Origin of the sequence: Streptomyces sp. NPDC053560, from assembly GCF_044544605.1 — a bacterium.
In the GTDB taxonomy this organism is placed as follows: Bacteria; Actinomycetota; Actinomycetes; order Streptomycetales; family Streptomycetaceae; genus Streptomyces.
In genome coordinates this window covers 266,609-283,525 of record NZ_JBITXI010000008.1, presented here as the reverse complement: position 1 = coordinate 283,525, position 16,917 = coordinate 266,609, and the positions used below count along the sequence as shown (strand labels likewise).

14 protein-coding genes are annotated in these 16,917 nt (G+C 72.7%); 6 read left to right on the top strand and 8 right to left on the bottom strand.

All coding sequences use genetic code 11. The annotated features are described in order from the left end of the window. Positions 1–42: 42 nt before the first annotated feature. Positions 43–1,224, bottom strand: a complete 1,182-nt coding sequence (locus ACIGQF_RS21065) for a flavin-dependent oxidoreductase (protein WP_399712184.1) — start codon at positions 1,222–1,224, stop codon at positions 43–45. Continuing rightward, a complete protein-coding gene (locus ACIGQF_RS21060; protein WP_399712182.1) occupies positions 1,221–1,598 on the bottom strand; it encodes a YybH family protein in 378 nt (125 codons plus the stop codon). The genes ACIGQF_RS21065 and ACIGQF_RS21060 overlap by 4 nt, the downstream gene beginning before the upstream one ends. A 135-nt stretch (positions 1,599–1,733) precedes the next feature. On the opposite strand from ACIGQF_RS21060, the gene ACIGQF_RS21055 reads away from it, so the two are divergent. Beyond that, positions 1,734–2,621 carry a LysR family transcriptional regulator gene (locus ACIGQF_RS21055; RefSeq protein ID WP_399712179.1) on the top strand — a complete coding sequence of 296 codons (888 nt, stop codon included), beginning with the start codon at positions 1,734–1,736 and terminating at the stop codon, positions 2,619–2,621. 15 nt (positions 2,622–2,636) lie between these two features. On the opposite strand, the gene ACIGQF_RS21050 is transcribed toward ACIGQF_RS21055, so the two are convergent. After that, on the bottom strand, positions 2,637–3,791 hold the full coding sequence (locus ACIGQF_RS21050; RefSeq protein ID WP_399712625.1) for a sensor histidine kinase: 1,155 nt from the start codon (positions 3,789–3,791) through the stop codon (positions 2,637–2,639). 20 nt (positions 3,792–3,811) lie between these two features. Continuing rightward, entirely contained in the window at positions 3,812–4,477 is a 666-nt protein-coding gene (locus tag ACIGQF_RS21045) for a response regulator (RefSeq protein ID WP_399712176.1), read from the bottom strand. Between the two features lie 542 nt (positions 4,478–5,019). Here ACIGQF_RS21045 and ACIGQF_RS21040 point away from each other — a divergent pair. After that, complete coding sequence (locus tag ACIGQF_RS21040; RefSeq protein ID WP_399712173.1) at positions 5,020–7,527, top strand: Pls/PosA family non-ribosomal peptide synthetase; 2,508 nt, start codon at positions 5,020–5,022, stop codon at positions 7,525–7,527. A gap of 29 nt (positions 7,528–7,556) precedes the next feature. On the opposite strand, the gene ACIGQF_RS21035 is transcribed toward ACIGQF_RS21040, so the two are convergent. From ACIGQF_RS21035 to ACIGQF_RS21025, 3 genes are all read right to left on the bottom strand, one after another. Further along, entirely contained in the window at positions 7,557–8,543 is a 987-nt protein-coding gene (locus ACIGQF_RS21035; RefSeq protein WP_399712170.1) for a sensor histidine kinase, read from the bottom strand. Positions 8,544–8,752: 209 nt separating this feature from the next. Further along, a complete protein-coding gene (locus ACIGQF_RS21030; RefSeq protein ID WP_399712623.1) occupies positions 8,753–9,949 on the bottom strand; it encodes a serine hydrolase domain-containing protein in 1,197 nt (398 codons plus the stop codon). A 47-nt stretch (positions 9,950–9,996) separates the two neighbouring features. Then, entirely contained in the window at positions 9,997–10,791 is a 795-nt protein-coding gene (locus ACIGQF_RS21025) for a FadR/GntR family transcriptional regulator (RefSeq protein WP_399712167.1), read from the bottom strand. Positions 10,792–10,907: 116 nt separating this feature from the next. On the opposite strand from ACIGQF_RS21025, the gene ACIGQF_RS21020 reads away from it, so the two are divergent. Genes ACIGQF_RS21020 through ACIGQF_RS21005 form a run of 4 tightly spaced genes read left to right on the top strand, consistent with a single transcriptional unit; the run spans position 10,908 to position 14,335 of the window. Then, a complete protein-coding gene (locus tag ACIGQF_RS21020; RefSeq protein WP_399712164.1) occupies positions 10,908–11,792 on the top strand; it encodes a carbon-nitrogen hydrolase family protein in 885 nt (294 codons plus the stop codon). A gap of 54 nt (positions 11,793–11,846) precedes the next feature. Beyond that, a complete protein-coding gene (locus tag ACIGQF_RS21015) occupies positions 11,847–13,208 on the top strand; it encodes an APC family permease (protein WP_399712161.1) in 1,362 nt (453 codons plus the stop codon). A 15-nt stretch (positions 13,209–13,223) separates the two neighbouring features. Further along, complete coding sequence (locus ACIGQF_RS21010) at positions 13,224–13,847, top strand: GNAT family N-acetyltransferase (protein ID WP_399712158.1); 624 nt, start codon at positions 13,224–13,226, stop codon at positions 13,845–13,847. A gap of 23 nt (positions 13,848–13,870) precedes the next feature. Beyond that, positions 13,871–14,335: a hypothetical protein gene (locus tag ACIGQF_RS21005; RefSeq protein WP_399712156.1), complete on the top strand. Its 465-nt coding sequence runs from the start codon at positions 13,871–13,873 to the stop codon at positions 14,333–14,335. Between the two features lie 51 nt (positions 14,336–14,386). Here ACIGQF_RS21005 and ACIGQF_RS21000 read toward each other — a convergent pair whose 3' ends face one another. After that, positions 14,387–16,810, bottom strand: a complete 2,424-nt coding sequence (locus ACIGQF_RS21000) for a DHA2 family efflux MFS transporter permease subunit (RefSeq protein WP_399712153.1) — start codon at positions 16,808–16,810, stop codon at positions 14,387–14,389. Positions 16,811–16,917: the final 107 nt, after the last annotated feature.

Sequence of the window (16,917 nt, the reverse complement as noted above, 5' to 3'; positions counted from 1 at the left end):
GTCAAGGCGTCACTCCGGCCTCATCAAGGCGCCAGTGCCTCATCAAGGCGTCAGTGAGGAACGGGAGTTGAGTACGGCCACGTCGCTGCCGGTGGCGTGGCGGTAGGTGCCGGTGATGCGGGCCAGCTCCTGCGGGGCCCGCCCGATGGCCCGGTGCATCTCGCGGTTCGCCCGGACGACGGCCGCGGTCGCGTCGCGGCGCGCGGCCTCGTAGCGGGCCAGGCCCTCCGGTACGCCGGGGGCCCACGCGAGTTCGTGGGCGAGCACGCGGGCGTCCACGACGGCCTGGGACCCGCCGTTGGCGCCGACGGGGTACATCGGATGCGCGGCGTCACCGAGCAGGGTGACCCGGCCGCGCCCCCACGTGGGCAACGGGTCGCGATCGACCATGGGGTACTGCAGGAGGACGTCGCTGCCCGCCACCAGACCCGGTACGTCGAGCCAGCCGAGCTGCCAGTCCGCGACATGGGGCAGGACGTCGGCCGGGCGGCCCGCACTGTTCCATCCGGCGTCCTCGGTGAGCGGCTGCGGCTCGGCCACCCGGACCAGGCAGACCCAGTTGATGCGACCGCGGCCTATCGGGTACGCGACCAGCTGCGCGTCCCCACCGGTCACAACGGTCATCGAGGAGCCGGTGAGGAACGGTGGCGCCTCGGTCACCCCGCGCCACATCCGGATGCCCGACCACCGCAGCGGGCCGTCCTGCGGGTGCAGCCGGGCCCGGACCACCGAGTGCAGGCCATCGGCGCCGACGAGCGCGGCGGCCTCGTGCTCCCGCTCCTCCCCGGTCGCCCGGTCCAGGAGCCGGGCCCGCACGCCGCCCGCCCGCTCCTCGAAGTCCACCAGGCGGGTTCCGGTACGGACCGCGTCGGCGCCCAGCCGCTCGCGGACCGCGGCGAGGAGCAGCAGCTGCAGCTCGCCGCGGTGGATGGAGTACTGGGGCCAGTGGTAGCCCTGAGCCCTGCCGCACAGGTCGGTGAAGAGCCGCCGGCCGGTCCGGTCGCTGTAGACGTTCTCGGCGGTGGCCACGCCGAGCGCCGCGAGGTCGTCGGCGAGGCCCAGTTCGGTGAGTTCGCGTACCGCGTGCGGCAGCAGGTTGATCCCGACGCCGAGCGGGCGGACCTCGCGGGCGCTCTCCACCACGAGCGCGTCGATCCCGGCGGCGTGCAGGCTCAGCGCCGCGGTGAGGCCGCCGATCCCGGCTCCGGCGATGAGGACGGTCATCGTCCGGCCTCGGCCGTGGGCGTCTCCGGGCGGTCCATGATGCGCAGCCAGGTGCCGTCCGGCTGCCGGCGCGCGACCTGGACCCGGCCGCCCGTGCCGTCGGCGGGCCGGGTGGAGGTCAGGGCGAGGTCGCCGTACCGGAGCGTGGGCAGCGGCTCCTCCGCCTCGAAGGCCGGCGGCGCGTGCGTCACCAGCCACTCGCACACGGCGCGGATCGCGTCCCGGCCCACGGTGGCGGAGCCCGGCGGGAAGGCGAGGACGGCGTCGGGCGCGTACAGCTCGGCGAGCCCTTCGGCGTCCCGGGCGTTGGCCCGCTCCACGAAGAGCCGGGCCAGGTCCTCCGGGGTGGCGGCGCGTTCACGGATCTCGGTCATGACGGTCTCCTTCTCGTTTCCGCGGCCGGTCGGTTCCGCGTGTCTTCAACTCTCGTCCGGCGGCGATGAGAAGTCCAAGAGATGGTGAGTATGCCGATCAGAAGCAGTGGTTATGGAGGGCTAGACTGCGCGGTCATGGAGCTTCATCAGTTGCAGTACTTCGTCGCCGTGGCCGAGGAGCGGAACTTCACCCGGGCCGCGGAAAGGCTGCATGTCGCCCAGCCGGGGGTGAGCGCGCAGATCCGGCGGCTGGAGCGGGAGCTGGGCCAGGAGCTGCTGGACCGCTCGGGGCGGGCGGTGCGGCTCACCGAGGTGGGCGCGGCCGTCCTGCCGTACGCGCGGGCGGCGCTCGCCGCGGTGGACGGGGCACGGGCGGCCGTCGACGAGCTGACCGGGCTGCTGCGCGGGCATGTCGCCGTGGGGACCGTGACCTCGCACCACGTCGATCTCCCCGGACTGCTGGCGGAGTTCCACGAAGCCCACCCCGCGGTCGACATCACGCTGTCCGAAGCCACGTCGGACGCGCTCATGGAGGACCTGCGGACGGGCCGGCTGGACGCGGCGATCGTCAGCGTGGGGAGCGACACCCCGGCCGGCCTGGAGATCATCGTGGTGGACGACCAGCCGCTCGTCGCGGCGGTCGGTCCCGACCACGAACTGGCCGTGCACTCCGTCATCTCGCTCGACACCCTGCGCGGCCGCCCGCTGATCAGCCTGCCGCGCGGCACGGGCCTGCGCACCCGGCTCGACGAGGCCTGTGCGGCGGCGGGTTTCACGCCGGAGATCGCCTTCGAGGCGAGCAAGCCGGAGGTCCTCGCCCAGCTCGCCGCACGCGGGCTGGGGACCGCGATCCTCCCGGGCGTCGCCGCCGAGGCCTCGGCCGGCCGGCTGCGGACGGTCAGGATCGATCCGCCCGCGCTGCGCGGGCGTCTGGTGTTCGCCTGGCGGGCCGACGGGCCGCGCAGCCCGGCAGCGCGCGCCCTGATCGACCGGGCCCGCGCCATGCTGCACGACGCGCCGTAGCCGGCCGCCGGCCGCTCAGCGCTGCCCGCCCGCTCCCGGCCGGCCCTCGGTCGGCAGCTCCAGGTGGAGCCGGTAGCCGCCCTCGTCCGTGGGGCCGGCGGTGACGGTGCCGCCGAGGAGTTCGGCCCGCTGGCGCAGGCCGACCAGGCCGTGGGAAGCGCTGGGCAGCGGCAGCGCCGGGCGGGTGGGGGCCGTATTGGTGACGACGGCGTGCAGGGTGCCGCCCTCGGAGTGGATGCGGACGGTCGCGGTGGCGCCCGGGGCGTGCTTGCGCACGTTGGTCAGGGCTTCCTGGACGGTGCGGTAGACGGCCCGCTGGACGGTCGGCGGCAGCCCCTCGGGCAGATCGGTCTTCAGCTCCGCCTCGATGCCGCTGCAGCTGACCAGGCGCTGGAGGTCGGCGAGGGAGGGCTGCGGGGTCAGTTCGGTCGGCCGGCTGCCCGAGGCACGCAACACGCTGACCATGTGCCGCAGTTCTTCCAGGGTCTGCACGCTGAGCCGCCGGATGGTGGCCGCCGCCTCCTTCACCGCCGGGTCGCGGGTGCCGACCTGGAGCGCCCCGGCCCGTACGGCGATCAGGCTGACCTGGTGGGAGACCACGTCGTGCATCTCCCGCGCGAGCTGGGCGCGTTCCTTGGCGAGGACGGTCTGCGCGAGCAGCAGCCGCTCGTGGTCGCGCGCCTCGGAGATCTCGGCGAGCCGCACCGACAGGTCCCGGCGGGCCTGGACGAGCTGGCCGAGGAAGACGGGTGCGGCGGCCATCGCCAGCTTGTACCCGACGTGGATCAGGGTCGAGGTGTCCTGGTAGTCGTCGTACTCCGGGTACGGCCAGGGCACGACATGGCCCGCCACGACCGTCAGGGCGCAGATGGCGAGCAGTACGCGGCGGTGGGTCAGCGAGGCGAAGGTGTACAGCGCCGCCAGCGAGGCGTACTTGGCGTCAGCGATGACGAGCGCCGGCAGGGTGAGCAGGAAGGTGGTGAGCGGCAGACGGCGGCGCAGCGCGAGGGAGAAGGCGGCGAGCAGGGAGAAGGCGGTGCCCCACGGGTCGTCCGGTTCGTAGTGGGCCCAGGCGTCCAGCAGGACGGCGACGATGAGGGCGGTGTCCAGCAGCAGCACCGGTGGCCGGCGGGACTTCAGCAGGCCCAGCGGGCGGCCGGATCTGAGCATCGGCTGTGCTTCCCGGGTCCTCATGTGGCCTCCCCGGCCCGCGGGGTCCTGAGGAGTCCCGCCCGTTCGGCGAGCAGAGCGGCCTGGACCCGGCTGCCCACCTCCAGTTTGGTGAGGATGGTGCTCACGTGGTCCTTGACCGTGCCGGTGCTCAGGTGCATCCGCGTCCCGATGTCGGCGTTGGACAGCCCGTCCGCGACGAGCCGGAGCACGGCGCGTTCGCGGTCGGTCAGCCGGGCCACGCCGCGTACGGCGGGCTCGTCGGGGCCGCTGTCCAGGAAGCCGTTGACGACCGTGCGGGTGACCGTGGCGGACAGGACGACACCGCCGGCCGCCAACGTACGTATCAGGTGCGGGAGTTGTTCGGGGTCGGTGTCCTTGAGGAGGAAGCCGTCGGCTCCGGAGCGCAGCGCTGCCGCCACGTACTCGTCGGTGTCGAAGGTGGTGAGCATCGCGACCACCGGCGGCTGCCGCAGGCTGCGGAGGTCGGCCAGAACGGTGAGCCCGTCCACGTCCGGCATCCGGATGTCGAGCAGCACGACGTCCGGCCGTAACTCCCGTACGGACCGGACCGCCTGGCCCCCGTGGACCGCCGCCACGACCTCGATGTCGTCGGCCGCGCCGAGGATGTGCTGGAAGCCCGTACGGATCAGGGCCTCGTCGTCGACCACCAGTACCCGGATCACGCGTGCTCCACTCGCCTCGGGACACCGCCCGATGTGTACCACGTTGAACTGCGGCTTCCGGGTGCCCGCGGCTGGTTCCCGCCATGCGGCGGGGCGGCTCCCGCCGGTCGGCGGGGCCGGCCCGGCCGGTCGGCGGAACGGCTCCGGCCGCCCGGCGGGGCGGCTCCGGAAACTTGGCGGATCGGTTGAATCCCGTCCGTTTTGAAGACTGTGGGCCGTGACGACGCACAGCGCACTGCCGCAGGTATCACCGGGCATGTACCCGGCCGGGCGGGTCCCCAGACCTACCGCGCGGCCGGTGGTGTCCCGGTGACAGCCATCGTTCGGGAGCGGCGGTCCTGACGGACGCGTGCTGCCGCCGTCGGCGCACGGCGGCTCCGGTACGCGGCCCTCCCCGCCGCCCCGTACTTCTCCTCCGGCCCCGGGGGCTTCCCCCACCGCACCCCCGGACCCCGAGGGACCGGCCCCCCAACCCGCGGGCGAGTGGACGCCTCCACTCCGCCCTCGCCCGCCCGCTCGATCGTTACTCTCAAGGAGTTCATGTGGTGGGAAAGAACGCCCAGGTCACGGCTACCGACCTGGCGGAACCGTCAACCGCCCCACGCGAGCCGTCCGTCGCCACGACGGCCGGCACCGAAAGTCTCCTCGCCGACGTGCTGGCCGCCGTCGTCCACGTCGAGCACGTACCGCTCGACAGCCACTTCTTCGACGACCTCAGCGCCGATTCGCTGCTGATGGCGCAATTCTGCGCCCGGCTCAGGAAGCGCGACGACCTGCCGACGGTGTCCATGAAGGACATCTACCGGTACCCGACGATCCGCAGCCTGGCCGCTGCCTTCGACGCCCCGGCGCCCGCACCCGCCGTCCCGGACGTGGTGGTGACCGACGTACCGGCCCCGCCGGAGCCGGCCACGCCGAGCACCGCACGCTATGTCATGTGCGGCGCCCTGCAGTTGCTGCTGTTCCTGGGCTACGCCTACGTCACCGCCCTCGTCCTCGCCGTCGGCTACGACTGGATCGCGGCCGGCTCGGGGCTGCTCGGCGGTTACGTGCGCACGGTCCTGTTCGGCGGGGCGGTCTTCCTCGGCATGTGTGTCCTGCCGATCCTGGCCAAGTGGCTGCTCATCGGCCGGTGGAAGCCACAGCGGATCCGCATCTGGAGCCTGGCATACGTCCGGTTCTGGCTGGTCAGGACGTTGATTCAGCTCAACCCGCTGGTGTTGTTCGCCGGTTCGCCGCTGTACGTGCTCTACCTCAAGGCACTGGGCGCGCACATCGGGAGCCGGGTCGCGATCCTCTCCAAGCACGTGCCCGTCTGCACCGACCTGCTGACCGTCGGCGACAACACGGTCATCCGCAAGGAAGCGTTCCTCACGTGCTACCGGGCCGAAGCGGGCTGGATCCGCACCGGTCCCGTGACCCTCGGCAAGGACGTGTACATCAGCGAGAGCACGGTGCTGGACATCGACGTCTCGATGGGCGACGGGGCGCAGCTCGGCCACGCCTCGTCGCTGCACGCCGGGCAGGCCGTGCCCGCGGGGGAACGCCGGCACGGCACTCCCGGGCAGCCGACGGACACGAACTACCGGCGGACCGGCCCCGCCCGGTGCAGCACAATGAGCCGGGTCTCCTACAGCCTGGCCCAGCTGCTGACCGCGCTGCTCGTCTACGTGCCGCTGATGCTGAGCGGCGCCGACCTGCTGGTCTCGCAGGTGCCGCAGCTGAAATCGGTGCTGAGCACGGAGCCGCTGACCTTCACGAGCTGGGTGTTCTACCGTGACGCGCTGGCCGCGTCCTTCGTGCTCTTCTTCGGTTCGCTGCTCTTCGGGCTCCTCTTCGTGACCACCGTTCCCCGGCTGCTGAACCTCTTCCTGAAGCCGGACAAGGTCTATCCGCTGTACGGCTTCCACTACTCGGTGCACCGGGCGATCGCGCGCCTGACCAACAACAAGTTCTTCATGCGCCTCGCCGGTGACAGCTCGCTCGTCGTCCAGTACCTGCGCGGCATCGGGTACGACCTGTCGCAGGTGGAGCAGACCGGTTCGAACTTCGGCACCGACGTCAAACACGAGAACCCGTACCTGACCACCATCGGCACCGGCACGATGGTCGCCGACGGCCTGTCGGTCATCAACGCGGACTACTCCAGTACGTCCTTCCGCGTCACGCGGGTGGCGATCGGCCCGCACAACTTCCTCGGCAACCAGGTGGCCTACCCCGCCGGGGGCCGGACGGGCGACAACTGCCTGCTCGCGACCAAGGTCATGGTCCCGATCGACGGGGAGGTGCGGGAGGGTGTGGGGCTCCTGGGGTCCCCCAGCTTCGAGATCCCGCGCTCCGTCGAGCGCGACGCCACCTTCGACCACCTGCGGAGCGGTGCGGAGCTGCGCCGGCAGCTCACCCGCAAGAACCGGCACAACGCCGTCACGCTGGCCTCGTTCCTGTTCGCCCGGTGGATCCACCTCTTCGGCGTACTGCTGCTGGCGGGCGCGGCCGCGGGTCTCTACGCGTCGGTCGGCGCGCTGGCGTTCGCCGCGGCCACCGTCCTCACCCTGGCGTTCACGCTCGGGTTCACCGCGCTCGCCGAGCGTGCCTCGACCAGGTTCCGGCCGCAGAGCCCGCGTTTCTGCTCCATCTACCACCCGCACTTCTGGCAGCACGAACGGTTCTGGAAGCACCAGGCGATGGAGCTGCGGCTGCTGAACGGCACGCCGTTCAAGGGCCTGTTCTGGCGGCTGCTGGGGGTCCGGCTCGGGCGGCGGCTCTTCGACGACGGCGCCAGGATGCCCGAGCGGACGCTCGTCACCATCGGCGACGACTGCACGCTCAACATCAGCAGCGTCATCCAGTGCCACTCCCAGGAGGACGGCACGTTCAAGTCCGACCGCTCCACGCTCGGGAACGGCTGCACCCTGGGGGCCGGCACCCTCGTCCACTACGGCGTGACCGTGGGCGACGGCGTGGTGCTGGGGCCCGACTCCTTCCTCATGAAGGGCGAGGAAGTGCCGCCGCACGCCCGCTGGGCCGGCAACCCGGCCCGCGAGATGTGACGGAACGCGGGGCGGCGGGCCCGCCCCGGTCATGACCGGCTGCCGTCCGGCAGCGGTACGCGCCAGACCAGGCGCGTACCGCCGCCGGGCGGCGTCGTCAGCAGCAGGCGGCCGCCGAGCAGCCCGGCCCGCCACCGCAGGTTCGCCAGGCCGCCTTCCGACGGTGCGTCACCGTACGCGCCCGCGTGCCCGGCCAGGCCCACCCCGTCGTCCGTGACGCTCAGCACCACGTCGTCGGCCACGGTCAGGGCGACGTCCACCCGGCGGGCGTGCGCATGGCGGGCGGTGTTGCTCAGCGCCTCGGCGAGGACCGCCACGACCTGCCCGGCCGTGGCCGCCGGTACATCGGTGTCCAGCGGCCCGTCCATCCGCAGCGCCGGCGCGAAGCCCAGCGCCTCCCCCGCCGAGCCCGCCACGTCCAGCACCCGCCGGCGCAGCCCGGCGCCGTCCCGCGGCTCGGCCGCCGTCCGCAGCCCGAACACGGCCGACCGGATGATCTTGATGGTCTCGTCCAGGTCGTTCACCGCCCGCCCGATCCGCCGCGCCGCCTCCGGCCGGTCGATCAGCGGCTCCACGCCCTGCAGCGCCATCCCCGTCGCGAACAGCCGCTGGATCGCCAGGTCGTGCAGGTCCCGGGCGATCCGGTCGCGCTCGCGCACCACCTCGACCTGCTCGGCCTCCCGGCGCCGCCGATCCAGCTCCCGCGCGAGCGCCACCTCCGCCACGAAACGGGAGAGCAACTCCACCTCACGCGCGGAGAACGGCTGCCGCCCACGTGCCCGGCCCAGCCGCAGCGCCCCACGCGCCTGCCCGCCCCACGGCAGCTCCACGGTGGCCTCGGGCCCCGCGCCCCCGTCGCCGTGGGCCACGGCGACGGCGAGCTCCCCCGTACCGTCGTCCGGCAGCAGCACCGCAACCGAGTCCGCGTGCACCAGCTCGCCGCCGCGCCGGGCGATCAGCCGCAGCACCTCGGCCGCCGGTGCTCCCGACAACAGGGCCCGGGCGACCTCCGCCAACGCCTCAAGACACCGCTCCCGGGGACAACCGCCCGCCGCAGTAAGTGCGTTGTCGCGCGGACCGGCAGCATCACGCCGCTCCCCCGGGTCCATAACCGGCATGGGGGCGCCCTCCCCGCTCCCCCGTGCTGGTCCGCTCTTTCCGGCAGATTAACCCGGAGGCCCCGCTTCCCACCCCGCCGGGCGGCCGGTGGGCGACGGGCCGGGCGCTACGCCTTCCCGCTCAGCGGCGGGGCCGCGTACACCGCCTCGACGAGCTGGAGGGTGCGGGTGTCGCCGCCGGTCGTGCTGCCGCCGAAGCGGTTCATCGTGTACGCGTAGGAGAGCCGGTTCTCCGGGTCGGCGAAGGCCAGCGAGCCGCCCGCGCCGCCGTGGCCGAAGGAGTCGCGGTTGGGGCCGAAGTAGCCGTAGGAGTTGAGCATGTACCCGGCCGCCCAGGCGAACGGCAGCCGCTCCGGCGCGGCGGCGCTGAGCACCAGGTCCTGCTCGTCGTCCCGGCTCTGCTGCGCGCGCATCGCCGCCAGGGTGCCGGGGCCGACCAGGTCGCCGGCGGCGAGGGCGCCGTAGACCGTGGCCAGGCCGTGCGCGGTGGCGTTGCCGTTGGCGGCGGGGATCTCGGCGCTGCGGCAGCGGGCGCTGTTCACGTCGCCGATCGGCAGGTGCCCCATGGCCGCGGCCACGCCGGCCAGGGGGTGCGCGTCCAGCGAGGTGAAGGGCCCTTCGGGCATGCCGGGGAACACCTGCCGCAGGCTGCCGCCCGCGCCGGTCGTGATCAGCTCGGCGCAGCGGGCGTGCTCGGATTCGGGCGTGCCGATGTACAGGTCGGCGCCGAGCGGTTCGGTGATCTCGGTACGCAGGAACGTGCCGAGCGAGGCGCCGGTGATCCGGCGGACGACCTCGCCGACCAGGAAGCCGAAGCTGACGGCGTGGTAGCCCTGCGCGGTGCCCGGCTGCCACCACGGTTCGGTGGCGGCCAGGACGGCGCAGGTCTTCTCCCAGTCGTAGACGTCGTCGGATACCAGGGGCTCGCGCGGGGCGATCAGACCCGCACGGTGGGAGAGCAGCCAGCGCACCGGGACCTCGGCCTTGCCCGCCTGCGCGAACTCCGGCCAGTAGCGGGCTACGGGTGCGTCGAGGTCGAGTTCGCCGCGGTCGGCCAGCAGGTGCGCGCAGAGCGCGGTCATGCCCTTGCTGGTGGAGAAGACGTTGACCAGGGTGTCGCGCTCCCACGAGCGGCTGCGGGCGGCGTCGGCGTACCCGCCCCACAGGTCCACCACGAACTCACCGTCGCGCGTCACCGCGAGCGAGGCGCCGACCTCGCCGCGCTCGGCGAAGTTGCGCGCGAACTCGGCGCGGACGTTCTCGAACCCCGGGGCGCAGTGGCCCTGCACGACTGCCGTCACGATCCCTCGCTTCACACCGACCAATAGTTGCCTTCGGCAACGTAACCCGGTCAGGAATCCCCCAACAAGTGCATGAACATGCTCTCGTGCAGGGTCTGGACGTGGCGCCGGGCGACCTCCGCCGCGGCGGCCGGGTCGGCCCGGCGCACCGCCTCTACCAGGGCCCGGTGCTCCGCGTTGGACTCACGCAGGTGCACCAGCGGATAGGGCAGGTAGTACCGGTACAGCTCCTTCAGCGCGAGCCCGTACGGCTCGGCCACCGAGGGCAGGCCCGTGGCGGCCGCGACGGCGAGATGGAACCGCTCGTCCCAGCGGTGGAATTCGGCCCAGCTCGCGGCCCGCTCCATCTCCTCCACCAGCCGCTCCAGCTCGCGCCCCGCCGCCTCGTCCGGGGCGCGCACGGCCGCGAGGTGGGCGATGCCGCATTCGAGGACGAGCCGGTGGTCGATCAGGGCGTGGACGTCCGGCGCGGCGGCCCGGTAGGACTCCACGGCGGCGACCGCGCCGCGGGGCGGGTGCTCGGCCACCAGGGTGCCGCCGGTGCGCCCCCGGCGGCGCTCCAGGACGCCGTCCCGGCACAGGGCCACCAGGGCGCGGCGGACGGTGATCTCGGAGGTGTCCAGCGCCTCGGCGATCCGGTCGGTGGCCGGCAGCCGCTCGCCGGGCTTGAGGAGCCCCAGGTCGACCGCGAGGGCGATGCGGGCGCGTACGGCGTCCAGCGCCGACAGCCGCCGGATGCCGGCCAGCGGTGGCGCGGTCAGGGCGTCGGGCGCCGGGGGCATCGGTGGGCGCGCCCCGGCCGGCGGCGCGTCGGGCATGGAGCGGGACGAGGAGGAGCCGACCATGGAGGCACCGTAACCAAAAAACTGCTCATCTTGAACACTCTTGTTTAAGTGATCAATGTGCTCTATTTTCTCGACGACCCGAAGAGCGCATTCCGCTACCGAAGCAGGTGACCGTCATGTCCCGTCCGCTGCCCGTCGCACTCGCCCAGGCACCGCCCCGCCCGGCAGAAGCCCCACTGTCCGGTTTCGCCGAGGATGTCCAGGCGCTGCTGGCGAAGTTCCCGCAGACGCGGCTTGCGGCCTATCCCGAGCTGCACCTCTGCGGGGTGGCGGGGTCCGGCGCGGAGAGCGAGGCGCGGCTGCAGGACGCCGCCGAGCCGCTGGACGGCCCGCGGACCAAGGCCCTCGCCGAGCTGGCCGGCGATCTCGGCATCTGGCTGCTGCCCGGCACCGTGTGCGAACGGGGCCCCGGCGGCGAGCTGTTCAACACCGCTCTGGCGTTCTCACCCGAAGGCCGGCTGGCCGCTTCGTACCGCAAGGTCTTTCCCTGGCGGCCGTACGAGCCGTACGCGTCCGGGGACCGCTTCGTCGTCGCGGACCTGGGTGACGCGGGCCGGATCGGGTTCGCGATCTGTTACGACGCCTGGTTCCCCGAGGTGGCGCGGCAGCTGGCGTGGATGGGCGCCGAGGCCATCGTGAACCCCGTCATGACGACCACCGCCGACCGGGCGCAGGAGCTGGTGCTCGCGCGCGCCAACGCCATCGTGAACCAGGTGTACGTGCTCAGCGTGAACACGGCGGGGCCGGAGGGAACCGGACGCAGCCTGATCGTCGACCCGGAGGGCCGGGTCCGTACGGAAGCGGCGGACTCCGCGTCCACCGTCCTCACCGACGTGCTCGACCTCGACGACGTCGAACGGGTCCGCACCTACGGGACGGCGGGCCTCAGCCGCATGTGGGAGCAGTTCGGGGAGCGGGACGCCGCCGTCGAACTGCCCCTGTACGACGGCCGGATCGACCCCCGCACCTGGCGGCCAGGGCCGCACCGAGCCCGTCCCTGACTCCGGGCCCTCCCGGCCCCCGCACCCTCGTCACCACCACTCTGGAGCACCACCGTGACCGAGCAAGCCCCCGCGCTCCGCCGGACCCTGTCCCTCAAGGGCGTCGTCGCCTTCGGCCTCGCCTACATGGCCCCGCTGATCGTGCTCGGCACGTTCGGTGTCGTCGCCGGTGAGACCGACGGCGCCGTACCCACCGCGTATCTGCTCGCGATGTTCGCGATGATCTTCACGGCGCACAGCTACGGCAAGATGGCCGCGCGCCACCCCGTCGCCGGCTCCGCCTACACCTACGTACGGCGTGCCATCGACTCCAGGGCCGGCTTCCTCGTCGGCTGGGCGACCCTGCTGGACTACTTCTTCCTGCCGATGGTCATCTGGCTGATCGGCACCGCCTACCTCAAGGCCGAGTTCCCCGGCATCCCCTCCTGGGTGTGGATCCTCGCCTTCATCGCCCTCACCACCACGCTGAACATCTGCGGCATCCGCACCGCCGAGCGCGCCAATGACCTCCTCATGGCCTTCCAGCTCCTGGTCATCGGCTTCTTCGCGGTCCTCTCCCTGCTGCACGTCTTCCATCAGGGCGGTACCGGGGCGATGTTCAGCGCGACCCCATTCGTGAACGACGCGACCACGGTGACCGGCATCTCGGCGGGTGCGGCCGTCGCCGCGTACTCCTTCCTCGGCTTCGACGCGGTCACCACGCTCACCGAGGAGGCGGTCGATCCGAAGCGCACCATCCCGCGCGCCATCCTCCTCACCGCCCTCATCGGCGGCGGCATCTTCGTCTTCCTCGCCTACACCACCCAGCTCGTGCACCCCGGCGCGACGTTCCACGAGCCCGACTCGGCGGCCTTCGAGATCGCGAAGACCATCGCGGGCGACCTCTTCGCCTCCGTCTTCCTCGCGGGCCTCGTCGTCGCCCAGTTCGCCTCCGGCATCGCCGCCCAGGCCAGCGCCTCCCGCCTGCTGTACGCCATGGGGCGCGACGGCGTCCTCCCGCGCCGCCTCTTCGGCTACCTCCACCCCCGGCTCCGCACCCCGGCCCTCAACATCGCCCTCACCGGCCTGATCGGCCTCATCGCCCTCCGGCTGAGCGTCACCACCTCCACCTCCTTCATCAACTTCGGCGCCTTCACCGCCTTCACACTGGTCAACATCAGCGTCATCGCGACGTACCTGCGCGAGCGGCAGGCCGGCACCCGGCTCAACCCGCTCACCTACCTGGCGTTCCCGGCCGTGGGCGCCGCGGTCGACCTCTGGCTGCTCAGCCGGCTGGACGGCAAGGCCCTCACCCTCGGCCTGGTCTGGCTCGCCGTCGGCATCTGCTATCTCGCGTACCTCACCCGCCTGTTCCGCGTCCCGCCGCCCGAAATGAGCTTCACGGAGGAACCGGCGGAACCGAGCACCACCGGCTGATCATGGCCGGGCAGAATGTGCGGTATGCCGAACACGCGTACCCCTAAGGCCGCGACCGCCGACGACGCACCGTCGGTCAGCCGGTCGCTGGCCCGGGCCTTCGACGACGACCCGTTGATGTCCTGGCTGCTCCCCGACGCCGCCACCCGCGGCGAACGGCTCGGGCGGTACTTCACCACCCTCTTCCGCCGGCAGTACGAGCCGTACGCCCAGTGCGAGTTCACTGAATCGGCCGCCGCGTTCTGGGTCCCGCCGGAATCCCGCGACAAGGCCGTGCCGGACGCCGACACGGTGCAGGAACTGGTGGACATCCTCGGCGACCGGGCCCCGCTGCTGCGCGACGTCGTGGCACAGGTCGCCGCGCACACGCCCCCGGAACCGCACTGGTACCTCGCGGTGATCGGCGCCGACCCCCTGGTCCGCGGACAGGGCCACGGCGCCGCCCTGCTCCGCTCGGGCCTCGCCCGCGCCGACGCCGCGGGCCTGCCCGTCCACCTGGAGTCCTCCAAGCCGGACAACATCCCCTTCTACGCCCACTTCGGCTTCACCGTCACCACCGAAATTCACCCCCACCCCGACGGCCCACCCCTCTGGCCCATGTGGCGCCCGGCCCGCGGGGGCACGGACGGGGAGCGATAACCGCCGTGGCCCGCCTGCGGCGCGTGAACGCGCGGAAGGTGTACGTCACGTACGGCAGCTGGTGCGTACAGGACGGCCACGAGTGCGCGGAGCCCGTCTACCCGGACCAGGGTGACGGCCGGCCCGGCGAGATCGCGTACGGCGCGGGCTTCCTGACCGAGTACACGGGGCGCTTCGACGTGGAGAGTGCGGGACACACGCACACCGCGGCGGTGACCGTCGAACAGTGGGACGCCGCTCCCCCGCCGGACGCCCGGCGGCGCTGGGACGAGCGGAGCGAGGTGACGTTCGCCTCGGCGTCGGGCGAGGCCGCCTTCTGGTCGGACGGCTGCGGCCCCGGAGCGAAGCTGCTGGCGCCGGGAGTCTGGCGGGTACGGGCCTACTGTGCCGGGCGGGAGGCGGTGGCGCGGCTCTCCCGGGAGGTGGGCGCGGTGGACGACGTCGAGGTGTATCTGCTGCAGTTCTGGCCCGCCGGGCAGCCGGAATGACGAGGAGGGCGGCATCCGGGTGGATGCCGCCCTCCTGGGGTCAACTCTGGGTCACTCCCCGTGGGTGAGGGTGATGTCGAAGCCGTCGTGGCCGTCGGCTGTGACGGTCAGAGGGGTGGCGACCGGCGGGTAGCCGCTGGCCACGACCGTGTATTCACCGCCGGACAGGTCGGTGAACGCGTACGCGCCGTCCGGGCCCGTCGTGCGGACCGACACCACGTTGCCCGCGGGGTCCAGCAGCGAGACGCGTGCGTCGCCCAGCGGGGCGCCGGTGCGGTTGTGCACCGTGCCGCGGAGGGTGGCCGCCTGCTGGAGCACGGCGTCCTGCCGGGTCGGTACGCCGCCGGAGACCTCGACCATGCCGGCGTACGGCTGGAAGCCCTCCGCGCTGGCCGTCAGGGTGTAGACGCCCGGTACGAGCGAGGGCAGCCGGTAGCCGCCGTCCGCGCCGGAGGCGGCCGACTCGATGACGTCGCCGCGCTCGTCGGTGGCCACGACCAGGGCTCCCGCCACCGGCGCTGTGCCACTGCGCACCGTGCCTTCCAGGCCGCCGGTGCCGGCCAGCATCAGGTCGAACGCGACCGGCTCCTCGCCGACCGCCAGCGTGGCGACCCGCGGCTGGTGCCCGGCGGCGGCGCCGACCAGTACGTAGCTGCCGGCGGCCGGGGTGGCCAGTGCGTACTGGCCGTCGTCATCGGCCGTGGCGCGGCCGAGCTGACGGCCGCCCGGGTCGATCAGGGTGACGGCGGCGTGCGGCACCGGGCCGCCGGCCGCGTCCAGGACCCGGCCGTGCACGGCGGGACCGGAGGGCGTCGCGGTGGCCGCGGTCACCGGGGTCGGTGTTGTCTCCGCGCCGGGCGCCGCGGTGGCGCCGGCCACCGGGAGTTCGGCCGTGGCCGTGGGGTCGGCGCCTTCGGAGGGGTCGTACGGCGCGCCGTGCCGGCCGTGGCCGTGGTGTTCGGCCTCGACGGGGACGGCCGGGCCGTGGTCGGCGACGGCCTTGCCCCGGCGGTACAGCAGCAGCGTGACGACCAGGCCGGCGGCGAAGAACGCGGCGGCCCACCAGTACGCGACGTCGTAGCTGTGCAGCGCGGCCTCGGCCTGGTTGAGCTTGGTGGGCTTGCGGTCGGCGAGGTAGTTCGTGACGGCGCTGGCGGCCATCGTGTTGAACAGCGCGGTGCCGATCGAGCCGCCGACCTGCTGCATCGTGTTGACCGTCGCGGAGGCGACGCCCTGGTCGTTGGGTGCGACGCCGAGGGTGGCCAGGCTCATGGCGGGCGGCATGACCATGCCGAGCCCGAGGCCCATCACCAGCAGCGGCGGCAGCACGTGCGCGGCATAGGTGCTGTCCAGGTCCAGCCGCGTGAGCCAGACCATGCCGGCGCCCGCGAAGAGCATGCCCAGCGGCACGATCGGCTTGGGCCCGACCTTGGGCACCAGGATGTTCATGGACAGCTGCGCCATCACCATCAGCATGCCGACCATGGGCAGGAATGCGAGACCGGTCTTGACCGGGGTGTAGGCGAGCGTCTGCTGGAGGTAGTAGGTCAGGAAGAGGAAGACCCCGAACATGCCCGCGCCCGAGATGAACACGGATATGAAGGACGCGGCACGGTTGCGGTCACCCAGGACGCGCAGCGGCAGCAGCGGGTGCCCGGCACGCGTCTCCCAGAGCACGAAGGCGAGCACCAGCACGACGCCGCCCGCGAGGAAGGCCCAGCACATCCAGTGGCTCCAGGCGTGCGTCTCGGCGTTGGAGAAGCCGAAGACGATGCCGAAGAGGCCGGCCGCCACGAGCAGCGTGCCGAACAGGTCCAGCCGGGGCCGGGTGGTGGGTGCGGGACGGCGGATGAAGACCAGCGCGCCGATGACCGCGACGACGGCGATGACGAGGTTGACGTACAGCGTCCAGCGCCAGTCCAGGTGCTCGGTCAGGACGCCGCCGAGCAGCAGTCCGATCGCGCCGCCGGAACCGGCGATCGCACCGAAGATGCCGAACGCCTTGGCGCGTTCCTTGGCGTCCGTGAAGGTCGTCGTCAGCAGGGAGAGCGCCGAGGGCGCGAGGAGCGCGCCGAACAGGCCCTGCAGCGCCCGGCCGACGACCAGCATCGAGAAGCCGTTGGCGGCGCCGGCCAGCGCGGAGGAGCCCGCGAAGCCGATCAGGCCGATCAGCAGCGTCGTCTTCCGGCCGAAGAGGTCGGCGAGCCGGCCGCCGAGCAGCAGCAGGGAGCCGAAGGCAAGGGAGTAGGCGGTGACGACCCACTGCCGGCCGTCGTTGTTGAAGCCCAGGTCCTGCTGGGCGGACGGGAGGGCGATGTTCACGATGGTGGCATCCAGCACCACCATCAGCTGGGCGAGGCCGATGACGGCCAGCACCCACCAGCGGTGGGGTGCGTGCCCCGTCGCCCGGCCGTCGGACGGCGCTTCCGCCGGCTGTCCCGCGTCGGCACGTTCATCGACAGGGGTGGATGTCATACGGAGTCCTTTGGATCTTCCGGGGTCCGGTACTCCTCTTCCGGAGTCCCCAGGGGGTGGTTCTCGTGCGTACTGCCCGGCGTCCGGTCCGGGCCGCTGTGGTCCGT